This is a genomic window from Wolbachia endosymbiont of Cardiocondyla obscurior (assembly GCF_902713635.1).
Classification (GTDB): Bacteria; Pseudomonadota; Alphaproteobacteria; order Rickettsiales; family Anaplasmataceae; genus Wolbachia; species Wolbachia pipientis.
In genome coordinates this window covers 1-16,618 of the sequence record NZ_CACTIU010000020.1, presented here as the reverse complement: position 1 = coordinate 16,618, position 16,618 = coordinate 1, and the positions used below count along the sequence as shown (strand labels likewise).

Sequence of the window (16,618 nt, the reverse complement as noted above, 5' to 3'; positions counted from 1 at the left end):
GCCAGATACGTGAGTTTTTTTGTCATTTAATCTGTACAGAGAAGATAAATAAATAGCTTCAGTTTCATGATAAGGGGGCTGGCGGAGTTTGTCAAGGAAGTTTTTTTTGTTTCTATGGGTCAGTTGGTACGCGCTTTGCCTTTTAACAGATGTAAAAGCACAATTATTACGAACAACATTCCACCAACAACTGATATAGCGCCACCTATAATGAAGCACGTGCGTGCTAACATTGACGAAATGCTTGGCAGATCTGCAACCTTCCTTAAAGCACCATATCCACCAAGCCACACAAGGCCAGTGATATGGAGAAAATGCCCTACACTGTAGGCATAAATCTGTAATCTTACCATGGAGTTTTTTACCTCTTTAAAGTTTAATTTGGGTAACAGCCAATAAATGAAATTCATAAAAGCTATAGTGATCCCAACTACAGAACCGTGATAATGAGCAGGAATCGTGACATTACCTTCAATAGTCAACACTCCGAGCACATCTCCATAAGTGAACAACAAAAATGAATGTAATAAATAGTTGCTTTTATCATTAATAAAAGTTCTGATGTTGTAGCACACTAATATTATCAAAAAGCACGGCAAAACTGCTCCAGCAATCCTCATATGCCAAGTAAAAAACTGTATTAACTTGGCACTATCAACTGGATAAACAAAATATACAAACGGTGCGCCTACAGCTAAAATCGTGTTTATAAATAGTGGTAAAATATTAATTTTATTGCTTGAAGCTAGACTAATATCATTGGAACTTAGCATTATTAAATAGACTAAAAACATTCCTTGAGTAAAAGCAAACTGCAATAAATGTCCGCCTCCCCAAAAGAGATATTCGTAAAATAAATTATTATCTGAGTGATATAGACCTGGAGGCATATTATTGTATGCTAAAACAAAGCAAAGAAATGACGATACAAGTATAATAACTAGCCCAATTTGCCCAACAGAGAGATATGAAACCTCTTTTTTTGATGTGTATGCTAGCATTGTATTTACTAATATACTGGCAATAAACAAACTGAGTCCAAACAAAAATAATTTGTTTTGTAACACGGGAATATAGTTACTTTTGATAACTTCAGTGTTTGGAACGAATGCAGATACAAACATGAGCAGCATCGAAAGGGTTGATAGAACCCATGAAAAGTTAAACCAACTATTGGTATTTTGTAGGTTTATGACAAAGAGCAGAGATATTATAGAGCACATCCACACCAAAATTGACAAGTTCACGTGTATTACCAGCGCATTATCAAAAATATATTGTGCAGAAGGAACAAGAGAGGAGATAAAAGGCAATCGTAGAAAAATAACAATTATTGACAGTAACCCAGAGCAAGCAAGAGCACATACTGCCAAGAACATCCATTTTCTACAGAGCGGAGCGTTGTCTTGTATATTAAGCACAATCTTTTTTCTCAATTTTGTTCAATACAATATATAACACTGCAATAATACCTAAAACATAGCAATAGTATACGTGTGGCATGACTGCCAAAGGTGAAACTCCAGCAATAGTGCTAGCCAAAAGCAATTGAGCGCCATACGGTATTAATCCTTGAAATACACAAGAAAATATGCCTAGCCATGCTGCACTATAGTGAGGCGGTATTTCATATTTCTTAGCAATATCTCTAGCAATTTCACCACTAAAAATTATAGCGATGGTGTTATTTGCAAGTAAAATATCAAATATGCTGACTATTTTTGCAATAAATAATTGCGCAGTTTTTTGTCCACCACGTTGTATCATAACCCAAGATGAAAGTTTATCTGCAAGCTCCTTAGAATTTTTACCTACCAGTCCTGAAAGCCCGCCAACCATCAATGACAGTAGCATAATTTCATGCATACTCATAAACCCTTTGGTGATGTTTTGGCTTAAAAACAATAAACCATGATTGTTGTTATTTATAAATCCAATAATTCCAGCAAAAGTTATGCTTAAAACCAATGCCGTAAATACATTGATTCCAAAGTTTGCAAGCAATATAAGTATGATGTAAGGAGCCACAAGCAATAAAGAATACTCCTTAACTGAAATAGCAGCACTATTGCTTGAGCTATAAAATAATATAATTATTGTGAATATAGAAGCAATTAGTGCCACTTTTGCATTCAGTTTTAATTTTTTCTTTATATCAGCCTTTTGAGACATCACAGATGCAATTGTAGTATCAGAGATAATAGATAAATTGTCGCCAAACATTGCTCCTCCTACAACGGTTGCCACTCCTAAGGAAGGAGAAATCCCAGCTTGTGTCAGTTCAACTGCAATAGGAGCAATTGTTGCAATGGTGCCCATTGATGTACCAATAGCAGTGGAGATGAAAGCTGCTACAAAAAATAATCCTATGAGTAAAAATTGTGTTGGTATAAATGAAAGAGCCAAATTAACTGTGGCATCAGCACTACCGATTGCTTTAGTTACTTCACTGAATGCACCTGCAAGTAAAAAAATGATGCACATAGTGATAATATTACGATCTCTTACCCCATCTAGAAAGGCATACATTTTTTCTTCAGTATTGCCCTTGTATAAAACCCAACCCAGAGCTATGGCAGGAACAATGGCTACCAGTGGAGATAACTGATAAAAAGCATTTGACACGCCAAGAACAGTAAAATATATACCACTCCCTACAAAAAGAAAGAGGAACAGTAAAATAGGCAAAAAATTTGTAAGATAAAACATACCTCAGCTCTGATAAATGCAAATCAACTATGATATAATTTATATTATTATAAACCACAGTTGGCACCTTGACCAATGTTTTTCTAGAAAGCAATCTACCAGAAAAGGTTTCCATGAAAAGGACTATTATAATATGATTGTTATCATCTACTTGAATTAAACTGGGAGATAGAATAAGTAAAAAATATGAATGACATAACAACAAAGCAAGTCATATCCTTATGGGATGCGCAAGTTGGTGGGTTTTTGCCAGATAGAAAGGAAGGTGAAGAAATTGAGTGTTCAAATGAATCATCAGCTACCTAAAACTTTATATTCTTTCATCTGGCATTTTTTGAAACCATACAAATTATCGGTCTCGATTTTTGTTTCCCTTGCAATCTTTGCGGGATTTTGGGGACCGTTGAACAGCATACTGATTAAGAACATCATCAACCTTCTACCACATGTGCAGAATGGAGATATTTCAATTTTAATATTACCATCAAGCCTGATTGTCGTGAATTTTATCGTATTTGATAATTTCACTTGGAGAGGAATTGGTTATATACGCTGTAGATTTATTCCTGTTGTTATTAATAGTGTCATTGGAAAAGTGATGGATCATGTACTCGGAAAATCTAATAAATTTTATCAGGATAATTTATCAGGAAAAATTTCAAGACAAATTACTAATCTAGCAGATGGAATTGAAATTCTGATAAGCAGAGTTGCACCGAATTTCTTAAGAGGAGCTTCATTGTTGTTGGCTGCTTTTATAGCTGCTTACTCTGTAAATTCTATATTTTATTTCATATTGGTTGTCTGGTTCATATTCTTTGCAAGTGCAAGCATTATGATGTCACGAAAGCTTATTTCGCTGTCTGATGTTCAAGCTAAAGAAGAATCGATAGTGATAGGTGAGCTGGTTGATTCTCTATCTAATCAAAGTAATGTCAGAAATTTTTCTAGAAAGTCTTATGAAAATTCAAGAATGATTCCATTTTTGTGTAATCAGCAAAAAGCGTATACAGCAACCCATTTTTACTCATTTATCATGCACTCCATACAAGGAGGATTAATAGCCATTATGATGGCTTCTTCTGCTTGTTTTCTAATTTATCTTTACAGCAAAAACTTAGTGGCTATAGGTGATTTTGCTTTAATATTAGGTTTATCGATGGAAACAGGACATATGATGTGGTTCACCATGTCAGAGGTCGATGAATTCAATAAAGCAGTCGGTAGATGTAAGCAAAGTTTAATTTCATTAATGATACATTGCGAAATTCAGGATAAACTTGATGCAGTTTCTCTCAAATGTAATAGTGGGCAAATCACTTTTAATAATGTCAAATTCCATTACGATGGTACCGAACCTCTTTTCCAGAATAAATCAATCGCTATCAAAGCTGGACAGAAGGTAGGACTTGTTGGCTATTCAGGTGGTGGTAAATCTACTTTTGTGAACCTGATATTAAGGCTTTACGATGTAACTGATGGTGCAATTCTCATAGATGATCAAGATATTTGTAATGTTACGCAGGATTCTTTGCGTGCAAAAATCGCAATGATCCCACAAGATCCATCGCTTTTTCATAGGACTTTGATGGAGAATATTCGCTATGGAAAAACAAATGCTAGCGATGATGAAGTAATTGAAGCGGCAAAAAAAGCACATGCTCATGAGTTTATTTCAAAATTACCCCAAGGTTATGATTCACTCGTTGGTGAAAGAGGTGTGAAACTTTCTGGTGGACAAAGGCAACGTATCGCAATTGCCAGAGCTATCTTAAAAAATGCTCCTATATTAATTCTGGATGAAGCAACTTCACAGCTTGATTCTGTGACTGAAAGTAATATTCAAGAATCTCTATGGGAGTTGATGCAAGATAAAACTACAATAGTAATAGCCCACCGCCTATCTACGCTTTTGCATATGGATCGCATTTTAGTGTTTGATCAAGGTAAGATTTTAGAAGATGGCACGCATCAGGAACTTCTTGATAAAAACGGAATGTATAAGACCCTATGGAATGCGCAAGTTGGTGGGTTTTTGCCGGATAAAAAAGAAGTGGAGATTGTATAATATTTTTTTAATCTAATGCTTCAATGTTTCCGACATAGGAAAAGTATCATCTTTACTTTCTATAGAGGAAGGCACACTATTTTGATTATCATCACCATCAATTGGAGTAGTAGGGTGCATTAAAGCAACTTTCATAACTTCATCAATATTCTTAGCAAAAACTACGTTGATCCCCTCTTTGATGCTTGCCGGAATCTCTTGCATATCTTTCTCATTTTCACTTGGTATAATCACAGTTTTGATTGATCCTCTGAGCGCTGCAAGCAATTTTTCTCTCAAGCCCCCGATAGCTAAAACTCTACCACGCAATGTCACTTCGCCTGTCATAGCAACATTTTTGTTAACTGGTATATTTGTCATAAGAGAAACAATAGACGTACATACCGCGCTGCCAGCAGAAGGGCCATCTTTTGGTACAGCACCCTCAGGTACATGCAAATGTATATCATTATTTTGGAATTTTTCGGGCTTTATACCAAAAAACAAACAATTTGATCGAATATAACTATACGCAGCTTTTATAGATTCTTGCATAACCTCTCCAAGCTTTCCTGTGTATTTTATTTCTCCCTTGCCCGGAATTAGGACTGATTCTATCATCAAAATATCACCACCTGTTTCAGTATAGGCGAGCCCAGTTACTATTCCTACTAAACTCTCATTTTCCGCAATGCCAAAGGTATATTTACGTACCCCTAAATAATCTTGTAAATTGTCAACCCCTACGGATATTTTCTTATTTTTATCAGTCAATATTTCTTTAACTGCCTTTCTCATGAGCTTTGCAAGCTCCCTTTCCATACTCCGCACACCACTTTCACGTGTATATAAACGTATCAACTCGTATAACGCCTCATTAGTTATGTCCCATTCCTTCTGATACAAACCATGCTCCTTCTTTAACTTCGGAATAAGGTAGTGTGTAGCAATACTGATTTTTTCATCTTCAGTATACCCGGACAATTGTATAATTTCCATCCTATCACGCAAAGGATGTGGTAAATTTAAGCTGTTTGCCGTAGCTACAAACATTACACTTGAAAGATCAAACTCAACTTCCAAGTAATGATCCGTAAAGTGTTTATTGTGCTCAGTATCTAAAACCTCAAGTAATGCAGACGCAGGATCGCCACGCGAATCAGAACCCATCTTATCTATTTCATCAAGCAGAAAAAGCGGGTTGCATGAATTAGCTTTTTTCATGTGTTGAATGATTTTACCAGGCATTGAGCCAATATAAGTTTTCCTATGCCCTCGTATCTCAGACTCATCACGCACACCACCAAGAGCTATGCGAACAAAATCTCTTCCTACTGCTCTTGCCATAGACTTAGCTAAAGAAGTTTTACCAACACCTGGCGGTCCAACTAAGCAAAGTATAGGACCTTTTATCTCTTTTACTCTTTTTAATACCGCTAAAAATTCTATTATTCTATCTTTTACTTTCTCTATGCCATAATGATTTTCATCTAAGATTTTCTTAGCTGCATTTAAGTTAATTTTTGCATCTTTGTACTTTCCCCATGGCAACTCAAGCAACCAATGCAAGTAACTAGATATAACTGTAGCTTCAGGAGAAATGGGATTCATTTTCTTGTATCTCTTCAAATCAGTTATAGCTTTCTCTCTTGCTTCCTGAGAAAGCTTTGTTTCATTTATCTTTTTTTCAAATTCATTGAGTATATTCCCTTCATCACCATTCTCAAATTCGCCTAATTCTTTCTGTATAGCTTTCAATTGCTCGTTAAGGTAGTAAACTTTCTGAGTGCTTTCAACTTGCGATTTAATTGTCTTATATAAACGGTTTTGTGCGTTCAAAATACTCATTTCTCTCTCAATAAAAGCAAAAGCTTTTTTTAAACGCTCTTCTGGGTCATAAGCCTCAAGTATACTTTGTTTATCTGATACTTTTATATTTAAATGTGAAGCTACCGTGTCTACAAGTTGATCAACTTCTTTGATTTGATCAATGGAGTTAATGGCAACCTCGGGTTGATTTTTCTTGTTTAGCTTACACCAGCTATCGAACGCGTCTACAACAGACCGCCTTAAAGCTTCTAAATCAATATTGTCTTCATCTTCTTTATAATAATTGTCTAACTCTACCCTGGCTTGTAATAAAGTATGAGAGCTAATATATTCTACAACTCTTCCCCTTCTTATCCCCCGGATTATAACTTTTACTGCATTGTCAGGTAATTTTATTAACGGTTGTACAATGCTTGCTAACACACCTACTTCATAAAGATCTTCAGGCTCTGGATTATCAACAGAGCCATCTTTCTGTGCTACAAGAAAAATCTCATTTTGGTGATTACTACTACTTATTGCATACTCTAGTGCATTAACAGATTTTTCTCTGCCTATGAATAAAGGCACCATTATATTTGGAAAAATTACTACATCTCTTAAAGGTAATACTGGCAATGCAGTAAAACTAGAGCTTACAGCACGTTCAATGTTCATAATATATGCCTCAAATTAATCATTAACCGTTATAACATTGCCATTGTTATTATGATTAACCGTTGCTTTTCCTAATTCTACCATTTTCTTAGTGATTACTATAGTGCTACCTTCAAAGCCTCCGTTTCCAGATGTATACATAATGTCAAGCAAAAGTGACTCCAAGATAGCACGTAACATTCTTGCACCTGTTTTGTAGCTTATAGCCTTTTTAGCAATAGCTGATATTGCTTCATCTGAAAACTCAAGGTTTACTTTGCTAAACGCAAGCAATGCTTTGTACTGTTTTATTAGTGCATTCCTTGGCTCTGTCAACACATGTATTAAATCTTCATGATCCAGCTCATCTAAAACAGCAGTTATTGGAACCCGCCCTACAAATTCGGGTATTAAACCGAATTTGATTAAATCTTCAGGTTGAACATCATGTAAAGCATTCTTTTTCTTTTGCTCTTTAGACTGACTTATATCTGCTCCAAAGCCAACTGACGTTCCCTTTTTTCTCGCTTCAATAATTTTATCGAGGCCTTCAAAAGCTCCTCCACAAATAAACAGTATGTTACTAGTATCCACTTGTATAAACTCTTGTTGTGGGTGTTTTCGCCCTCCTTGTGGCGGAACATAAGCAACTGTACCCTCCATAATCTTAAGCAGAGCTTGCTGGACCCCTTCACCTGAAACGTCACGGGTTATTGAAGTGCTTTCAGATTTTCTTGTGATCTTGTCTATTTCATCTATAAACACTATACCACGCTGTGCTTTTGCAACGTCATAATTTGCAGCTTGTAATAAACGCGACAACACGCTTTCTACATCATCACCCACATAACCTGCCTCAGTTAAAGTTGTCGCATCAGCCATAGCAAATGGCACATCTGAAACTTTAGCAAGTGTTTTGGCTAGCAAAGTCTTACCAGAACCAGTGGGACCAATAAGCATTATATTTGACTTCTCGATTTCAATATCACTTATAGCATGAAATTGTACCATGGATTGACAATGGTTATACATAGCTACAGATAAAACGTGTTGCGCGTGTTCTTGACCTACAACATGCTTGCTGAGAAAGTTTTTTATATCCTCAGGTTTCTTTAGTAATAGCTTCATATCAGATATACGATCTGAATTAAAAGATCTATCTTTCTTTTGACTTATTGCTTTATGGGATAATTCTATGCACTCATTACAAATAAACACCTTTAAACCATCCGAAGAGTTAGTAATCAATTTATCTACTTCATCTTGCGCCTTGTTGCAAAAAGAACAGTAGTGTAAATCATTATTATTATCCATTAACCCACCTTTTGTTTAATTTTAGTATTTTCAATTTCAATATCTGTACGCTCAGCTATCACCCTGTCAATTAAGCCAATTTTCCTTGCTTCTTCAGGATCCATGAATTTATCTCTTTCCATCATTCCTTCAATTTTCTTCAGTGAATTTCCAGTATGTTTTTCATAAATTTGATTTAGTTTTTTCTTAACTCGCAAAATTTCATTAGCATGTATTTCTATATCAGTTGCTTGACCATGATAACCACCAGATGGCTGATGTATCATAATTCTTGAATGAGGTAGAGAGTAGCGCTTACCTTTTGTACCAGCTGCAAGCAATAAAGAACCCATAGACGCAGCTTGACCTATACATAAAGTTGAAACGTCTGGGTTTATATACTGCATTGTATCGTAGATCGACAAACCAGCAGTTACAACACCACCTGGTGAGTTGATGTACATACAAATGTCTTTATCGGGATTTTCCGATTCTAAAAATAAAAGCTGTGCTACTATTACACTGGCCATATTGTCTTCAATAGGACCTGTTACAAAAATTATTCTTTCTTTCACTAGTCTTGAATATATGTCATAAGCGCGCTCACCGCGACTAGTTTGTTCAACTACAATTGGTATAAGAGTCATACCTTTTCCTATTAAATATTATCAAATAATTCCTTTAATTCTTTCACAGAAACAATCTGCTCTTCTTTACTAACTTTTTCTATTATATAATCTGTCACTTTATACTCAAGCGCTTGCCCTCTAACTAATTCTTGAAATTGTTTATTTGATTCAAAATGCTTAAGTACTCTGTCAAATTGCACATCTTTACTGACATATTGATTTACAATAACACTCAAAACATCATTTTGAGTTAATGATATTTTATGTTCTGCACTAAATTTCATAAATAACATAGCAAGCTTTACACGTTTTTCAGCTTCTTTACGAGAATCATTTTGAGCACCCAATTCTCCTTCCATTCTTTGTTGCTCCTGTTTTACTATGTCTGTGGGTAAATCAAAACTATAATTAGCATCCAAATAATCAAACAGCTCCTTTTTAATTAAGAGATTTCTCATTTCGGTGCACTGATCACCAATCATTTTTTTTGCATGATTTATTAGCAAAGAATAATCTTTAAACCCAATGCTCTTAGCTATTTCATCATCATTTTCAAAATCTTTGGCAATTTGAATCTCATTAACTCGCACAGAAAAATCAGCTTCCTGTCCTGCAAGGGAAATGGCTTGGTAATTTTCAGGAAATTTCAACTTAAAGTTCTTTGTTTCTCCCTTTTTCATACCAGTTAATTGATCTTCAAAACCATTAATAAATGTGCCAGACCCTAAATTAACGGCAAAATCTTTGCTACTTCCACCTTGAAAGAGCTTATTCCTAATCCGCCCTTCAAAATCAATTATCAATTTATCCCCATCTTTCGCTTGATAAGAAGCATCATCAACAGAGGCAAAATTGGGGAACTTTGTTTTGATAGAATCAATAAATTCTTTTATATCTTCCTCTTCAATCTTTGCTTCAATTTTCTTTAAGTTTATTTTGTCAAGATCTATCATCGGTACTTCAGGCATCGACTCAAAAGATAGCTTGTATACAAAATTGCCCTCCTCATTTTCTTTGCCCAGATCTGGTAATGATATAACATCAACCTTAGGATAAATGTGAGACTTGACTTCAATTTTTTTCATCAAATCACTTGAGCAATAATCAATTGTATTATTTATCACATATTCCAAAGCCTCGTTTTTATAATTTGCAACAACAAGGTCATAGGGCATCTTTCCAGCCCTAAATCCAGGTGATTTTGCATTTTCTGCTATCTCTTGCAACCTGGAATTTACCTTTTGTTTTATATAATCACTACCAACTGTGATTTCATACTCATACTTTAGTTTATCTATACTAAGCTCTTTGTAGGTATATACGCTACTTACTTCGACTGTATTTTGAGGTATATTATTAGACATCATAATTCATTTATTAACATTTTAATTCATATCTTAATAGAGTCATTTTACCAGAATTTAAGTTAAACACAATCCTTAAGAACAGGTTTTTACACAAACAAAAGTGTATTTAGTGATTATAAATTTTCCCTTAAAACCTAAGTTACATGACTTTAAAGTGCGGATAGAGGGACTTGAACCCCCACGAGCAAGCTCACCAGGACCTAAACCTGGCACGTCTACCAATTCCGCCATATCCGCAAGAAATTTTCAGTACCCTATTATAGGTATTCCATTAAAAATATTCAAGGTTTAAAGTCTTACTTAATTTATGGTATTTACACAATCAAAAAAGCTTATTAACATTTCTTAATGAAAGCTCTAAACCCTGAAAATCAATAATGAGATTAATAACAAGCTTCTTACTCGCAATTTTTTTGATTACACAAAGTGGTTGCACAACCCTTATAATAGGTGGTGTGGTGGCTACAGCGGCAGCAACAGCAATAACAATGCAGGACAAATCCTTGGGAAATATCATTGATGATACAACTATGGTCATCAGAATTAATAAGGTGCTCTTAAAGCATGGACTATTTTCATCCATAAAGGTTAAAGTAAGTGAAGGAAGAGTATTGCTCATTGGAAGTGTTGACACTCCTGAAAAACAACTTACAGCAGAAAAAATAGCTTGGCAGCAAAAAGAAATTAAAGAAGTGATAAATGAAATAAGAGTAATACCAATTCAAATGGCTTCCATGCTAGACACCACTGTAGATGGCATGATAACAGCGGAAATAAGAACAAGACTTCTGGGAAAAAGAAATATTAAGTCAATTAATTATAGCGTTAATACGGTTGATAGAGTTGTTTATTTGATGGGTATAGCCCAAAATAAAGCGGAATTAAAAGCTGTAATAGCAATTGCAAGAAAAATAAAGGGAGTAAAACAAGTTGTAAGTTATGTACGATATAGGTACAGTAAGTTACGCCATTAGGCAAAAATCGCTTTCAAATTATAACATTTGTACAATTGTGACAATAGGTAGAGAACATAAATGAAAGTTGCCTTTCAGATGGATGAAAATATAAATTTTGAAACTGACACTACATTCGTGCTAATAAAGGAAGCACAAAGGAGGAAGCACGAAGTTTTTGTCTATGCTCCTAACAATTTAGCACTAAAGCTAAACCATCCAATTGCTCTTGCTCAGAAAGTCAACGTTGATGATTTTAGTTTTATCTCTAAAGAGGATGTAGCAATCAACTTGAATGAAATGGACATCATATTTATCAGACAGGATCCACCCTTTGATATGCGCTACATTACAACAACCTATATCTTAGAAAAAACCAGCGCATTGGTAATTAACAATCCAACAGAAATAAGAAATTGTCCTGAAAAATTGATAACTTCATTATTTCCAGAGCTAATTCCGCCAACTTTGATTACTGAAAATATATCAATGATTAGAGATTTTTACCGCAACTATAAAGATATTATCCTGAAGCCATTGTATAGCTATGGCGGAAATGATGTAATAAGAATACAAGACGAGAATAGTATTCAAGTAGTAGTGGATCTCATGACAGCAAAATACGAATGCCCTGTGATTGCACAATCATTTTGTAAAAACATAGATAAAGATAAAAGAATATTGCTACTTTATGGTCAACCAATTGGAGTAATGAAACGAGTTCCAAAAATCAGTGGAGAGATCAGGACAAATGTGCGGCTTGGAGCAAGTTTTGAACCCGCTCAAATGAACGATAGGGACAATGAAATATGTAACAAAATTGGTCCTGAATTAAAGAAAAGGGGGCTAATATTTGTTGGTATTGATATTATAGATGACTTCCTGCTCGAAATTAACACAACTTCACCCACGGGAGTAGTTCATATCAATAAATTGTATAATATATCGCTAGAAAAAGATCTTTGGGATGTGTTTGAAGAAAAAGCAAGCAGCCATCAACTAAACCTGTGAACAATCACCTTAACAAACTCAGTAGTCCCATTCTTTATCCCTGTTTTTTCTGTACTATTGGTCATATCACGCAATTTTTGAGAATTATTTAATAGATCAAATAGTACCTCTGTTAGATTTTTTTTTGCTTCACTATTCTGCTTAACTATTATAGCTGCTCTCGAGTCTTCAATATATTTTGCGTTATAAAATTGGTGATTATCTTTTGAGTAAGGGTAAGGAATATATATAGCAGAACGCCTAGCAAGAGTGATCTCTGCTATTGAAGTTGCTCCTGCTCTGCTAATTACCAAGTGAGCATTGGCCAGTCTATTCTCCATATCATCAAAAAATTCACTCAATTCACAATCGATCTTTTCACTTTTGTATAGACTTTTGACCTTGTTTACATTTTTCTTCGTACATTGCTGCGTCACTCTAATTTTCTTTTTCATTTTAATAGGTAAATCACAAATTACGCTGCTTACTACATCATCAAAAAAATTTGCACCTTGGCTGCCTGCTATGACCAATATATTTAGGATTTTCTCAGTGCTAGAATGGCTCTGTGCTTTTATATCAACAAAATTTCCTGTAAAAATACATTTATTGCCCTCTGCATATTTAGTCTCCGGAAAGCTGGTTGCAATTAATTTTGCACTCTTGAAAAAGAATCTATTTACTCTCCCTAAAACTGTGTTTTGTTCATGTAAAATTATAGGTATAGAAAGAACTCTTGCTGCAAGAAGAGTTGGAAAAGAAGCATAGCTACCAAAACCAATGACCGATTTTGGTTTTAATTTTCTTACTTGATACAGTGCTAACATAGAGCTGTATATCAAGAAAAGGAAAAACTTAAATTTGTTGCTGCTTGGTCTACGTAATGGTAAGGTGTAGCTTTCTATGTCGGTATTTTTATTTGTTTTTTTATCAGTGAATAATATGCAATTGTATCCTTGTGTCTTTAGTGCTTTTGCTAAAGCTATGGCCGGAAAGATATGCCCACCTGTGCCACCTGTTGCTAAAATAATATCCATCTGTAAATAATAAATCCTAGATTGTTAACTGTTATTTAACAATTTGCACGTAGAATTTTATTAAGCGTTATGATAGTTGAGTTAAAAATGCCTAAAAGTAATAGTAAAAAAGAACCTAATGAGAAAAATAAACCTCAAGAACAAAGAGAAGGCAGAAGCGGAGGTTTTTTAGAACTGCTAAAAAATATAATAAAAATTCTTTTCAATTCGGTCGTTGACCTACCTGAGCACGAGCAGCATAATAAAATGAAAAGCACTAATCTACAACAAGGTTTGGATACTAAAGGAAAAGGCCCAGAAGATCTTCATCCAAAGGCAAAGCTTGAAGTTAAAGAAGCAGCTAAGGGATTGAAAGAAGAGTTACAGAATTCTGATGCTGGTGGTAATCAATCTATTGAAACTAAAGTGCCTAATCAAACTACTACTCAAGACATTGACAACTCTAAAACGATGGAACGTTAGTTCAACTATTTAACATCTGCAGCAAGCACTGATTCATGTATCATCTCTGAAATGGTTGGATGAGGAAAAATCGTAGATTTTATGTCGAAGTCTGTTCCTTCTAGTTGCTTTGCAAGAGCAAAATTGCTAATTAACTCCGTTACTTCTGCACCTATCATGTGGCTACCCAGAATTTCTCCGGTTTTTTTATCTATAATCGTTTTCACTAACCCTTCAGTTTCACTGAGTGCAACAGACTTACCATTAAAGTTAGAGTGAAATTTTCCTATTTTTATATCATACCCACCTTTTATTGCCTGTTCCTCAGTAAGGCCGATGCTCGCTATTTGTGGATGAGAATAAGTGCAATTTGGTATGCATTCTTTTTTTAACGCATGAGCATTTTTACCAGCAATCTTTTCAATGCAGATCACGGCTTCATGGCTCGCTTTATGTGCTAAACATGGTGGGCCAGCTACATCACCTATTGCATACACATTTGATTCACTAGTTTCATACCATTCATTCGTTTCAATAAAGCCAGAAGGGCTTAATTTAATTTTTGTATTTTCTAAACCTATATTTTCAATATTTGCTTGAATTCCAACCGCAACAATCACCTTATCAAATTCTTTGCTTTCACCACTACTTAGTAGCACTTGAGCAGAGTCTTTACTTTTAGTAAGAGCTTTTACGCTACTGTTTGTATATATTTTTATCCCCTGTTTTGTGAATATTTCTTGTGCTAAATCTGAAATGTCCTTATCCTCCAGCGGCAAAATAGTGCTCTTTATCTCTATGATTGTTACATCAACACCCAAAGTACTATAAAAACTTGCAAATTCTATTCCAATTGCACCAGACCCTATAATTAGTAGCGATTTTGGTAATCTCTCTGGAGTCATAGCGTGCTGCGCATTCCATATTAAATCTCCATCTGCCTCTATTCCAGGCAGATTCCGTGCCCTCACGCCTGTTGCTAAAATGATATGCTTGGAAACAATTTCTTGTTCTTCCTTATCGCTAACGACTTTTATAGTACCATTGCCTGCAAGTTTACCAAAACCTTGATGAACTTTGATATTATTTTTTTTCATCAAATATGCAACACCGCTTGACAATTTATCAACAACGTTTCTTGAGTATTTCACTATTGATTGTATATCAAAATTCGCTCCCTTTACTTCTATACCAAACTCTTTTGATCTTTTTATTAGCCTATAAACCTCAGATGCTCTAAGCAGTGATTTTGTTGGTATACATCCCCAATTTAAGCATATACCGCCTAAATTTTTTTCTTTTTCCACAATTGCAGTTTTAAACCCAAGCTGTGCCGCCCTAATTGCCGCTATATAACCACCAGGACCGCTACCTATAACCGTAATATCATACTCATTCATCAGTTTTCTTCGTATTCAAAAAGATTATATATAACAGATGGAACCCATACAATCAATGGTCTGTCATCTACCGTCTTAAGAGTCAAGATAAAAGTTGTTATTTTTTATCATGGCATTTAAACAAACGATAATTTTTCTCATGACAGCAACTAATGCAACCTTAGCAGCTTTGCCAGAATCAACCAAACGCTGATAAAACGCTTTCATTTTTCTGTTATGGTGCATAGCAACAAGAGCTGACATGTATAGTGCTTTCCTTGCATAAAACCTGCCTCCTTTGATTTGAGCTTTGCCAACTTTTCTTCCACTTTCACTAGTTTTAGGTGCAACTCCAACTAAGCATGCAATTTCTCTATTCTCTAATCTACCAAGCTCAGGCACCTCTGTCAGTAGAACGCTCGCCGTCTTTGATCCAATACCTTTATAGCTGATTAAAAGCTCATTTTTTCCTTTCAATTCAGCTATTGCGTCTTCTATGTCTTGCCTAATTTCTTTCAATTGTTTTTCAGCAAACCCTATCTGTCTTTCTATGTATTCTCTAGCTTTTCCCGTCGCACTTTGCAGGCGACACTTGTTTGCATGAATTGCATCATTTAAATTACGCTCAACTGCCCCCAGCTCCTTTAATTCCTCTTGCTTTTGTGAAATTATACATCCTTTTACTTCACCGTCTTTACTGACAAATTCAGCGTATTTTTCCAGTAATTTAGCATCTAACTTGTCAGTTTTTGCAAAATGATTGCAAGCTTTGGCAAATGCATATACCCGATTCGGGTGAGCTTTATGGACAGTTATCTTGCAACAATTTTATAATGAGCTTTTCATAGCCACCAGCTTACACATAACTTGATGGGTAAATCGACTATATTTGTTTCTATAAACTTAGATATAGCATCACTCACGTTTGCTATGCGCTTATGCTTGCCATTAATTGAGATGTCCAATGCTTCCTTGGAAACATCTACTCCCATGAAAATTATTCTAGCCATTTTTGTACCTATAAATATAATCAAACAATAATGCAAAATGCTGTATACAGGATTGTAATTCGATCTTTTAGATCCACCTACCGTTCGTACTACATTTTGCTTTAAGCCTTACTATTACCCACAAATAAAAACATAGTATTGTATTTACTCAAATAATTTAATTTTATTAACCTGAAAGCTTATTAGATTAAAATTATTAAACTAAGAGTTATAATTTTAGCAACTATAGTACTTCCCAAAGTAAATGATAAAGGTATAATAAGCTATTTGAGTTATAATGGCGTATAGTGTGGATTT

Annotated in this window: 12 protein-coding genes, 1 tRNA gene and 1 pseudogene; 4 read left to right on the top strand and 10 right to left on the bottom strand. The window is 34.9% G+C overall.

From position 1 onward, the window contains the following. Positions 1-119: 119 nt before the first annotated feature. Positions 120-1,379 (bottom strand): cbb3-type cytochrome c oxidase subunit I, encoded by a 1,260-nt coding sequence (locus WOCAOBSORBRA_RS02395; protein WP_174515836.1) that lies wholly within the window; start codon positions 1,377-1,379, stop codon positions 120-122. A 34-nt stretch (positions 1,380-1,413) separates the two neighbouring features. Then, positions 1,414-2,709, bottom strand: coding sequence for a Na+/H+ antiporter NhaC family protein (locus WOCAOBSORBRA_RS02390; protein WP_174515835.1), 1,296 nt, complete (start codon positions 2,707-2,709; stop codon positions 1,414-1,416). Between the two features lie 286 nt (positions 2,710-2,995). Here WOCAOBSORBRA_RS02390 and WOCAOBSORBRA_RS02385 point away from each other — a divergent pair, with 286 nt between their 5' ends. Next, positions 2,996-4,777, top strand: a complete 1,782-nt coding sequence (locus WOCAOBSORBRA_RS02385) for an ABC transporter ATP-binding protein (RefSeq protein ID WP_174515834.1) — start codon at positions 2,996-2,998, stop codon at positions 4,775-4,777. Positions 4,778-4,789: 12 nt separating this feature from the next. Here the strand turns inward: WOCAOBSORBRA_RS02385 and lon are convergent, their stop codons facing one another. The 5 genes from lon to WOCAOBSORBRA_RS02360 all read right to left on the bottom strand — a co-directional run bounded on the left by lon (position 4,790) and on the right by WOCAOBSORBRA_RS02360 (position 10,748). Further along, a complete protein-coding gene (gene lon, locus WOCAOBSORBRA_RS02380) occupies positions 4,790-7,243 on the bottom strand; it encodes an endopeptidase La (RefSeq protein ID WP_174515833.1) in 2,454 nt (817 codons plus the stop codon). A 15-nt stretch (positions 7,244-7,258) separates the two neighbouring features. Continuing rightward, positions 7,259-8,536: an ATP-dependent Clp protease ATP-binding subunit ClpX gene (gene clpX / locus WOCAOBSORBRA_RS02375; RefSeq protein WP_174515832.1), complete on the bottom strand. Its 1,278-nt coding sequence runs from the start codon at positions 8,534-8,536 to the stop codon at positions 7,259-7,261. After that, a complete protein-coding gene (clpP, locus tag WOCAOBSORBRA_RS02370; RefSeq protein ID WP_174515831.1) occupies positions 8,536-9,162 on the bottom strand; it encodes an ATP-dependent Clp endopeptidase proteolytic subunit ClpP in 627 nt (208 codons plus the stop codon). Before clpP ends, clpX begins: the two co-directional genes overlap by 1 nt. 11 nt (positions 9,163-9,173) lie before the next feature. Then, entirely contained in the window at positions 9,174-10,508 is a 1,335-nt protein-coding gene (gene tig / locus WOCAOBSORBRA_RS02365) for a trigger factor (RefSeq protein ID WP_155968869.1), read from the bottom strand. Positions 10,509-10,666: 158 nt separating this feature from the next. Then, positions 10,667-10,748 (bottom strand) — tRNA-Leu (locus tag WOCAOBSORBRA_RS02360). 140 nt (positions 10,749-10,888) lie between these two features. Here WOCAOBSORBRA_RS02360 and WOCAOBSORBRA_RS02355 point away from each other — a divergent pair. After that, positions 10,889-11,485, top strand: coding sequence for a BON domain-containing protein (locus WOCAOBSORBRA_RS02355; protein WP_174515830.1), 597 nt, complete (start codon positions 10,889-10,891; stop codon positions 11,483-11,485). A 60-nt stretch (positions 11,486-11,545) separates the two neighbouring features. Further along, entirely contained in the window at positions 11,546-12,475 is a 930-nt protein-coding gene (gene gshB / locus WOCAOBSORBRA_RS02350; protein WP_174515829.1) for a glutathione synthase, read from the top strand. On the opposite strand, the gene murG is transcribed toward gshB, so the two are convergent. Further along, the gene (murG, locus tag WOCAOBSORBRA_RS02345; RefSeq protein WP_007549072.1) at positions 12,460-13,491 is read right to left on the bottom strand and encodes an undecaprenyldiphospho-muramoylpentapeptide beta-N-acetylglucosaminyltransferase; all 1,032 of its coding nucleotides are present in this window, start codon (positions 13,489-13,491) and stop codon (positions 12,460-12,462) included. The genes gshB and murG overlap by 16 nt on opposite strands. Before the next feature lie 69 nt (positions 13,492-13,560). Here murG and WOCAOBSORBRA_RS02340 point away from each other — a divergent pair, with 69 nt between their 5' ends. Next, positions 13,561-13,953 (top strand): hypothetical protein, encoded by a 393-nt coding sequence (locus tag WOCAOBSORBRA_RS02340; protein ID WP_006279962.1) that lies wholly within the window; start codon positions 13,561-13,563, stop codon positions 13,951-13,953. A 5-nt stretch (positions 13,954-13,958) separates the two neighbouring features. Here WOCAOBSORBRA_RS02340 and lpdA read toward each other — a convergent pair whose 3' ends face one another. Beyond that, positions 13,959-15,332, bottom strand: a complete 1,374-nt coding sequence (lpdA, locus tag WOCAOBSORBRA_RS02335) for a dihydrolipoyl dehydrogenase (RefSeq protein WP_015589121.1) — start codon at positions 15,330-15,332, stop codon at positions 13,959-13,961. A gap of 75 nt (positions 15,333-15,407) precedes the next feature. Beyond that, positions 15,408-16,321, bottom strand: a pseudogene (locus WOCAOBSORBRA_RS06640) (IS110 family transposase). Positions 16,322-16,618: the final 297 nt, after the last annotated feature.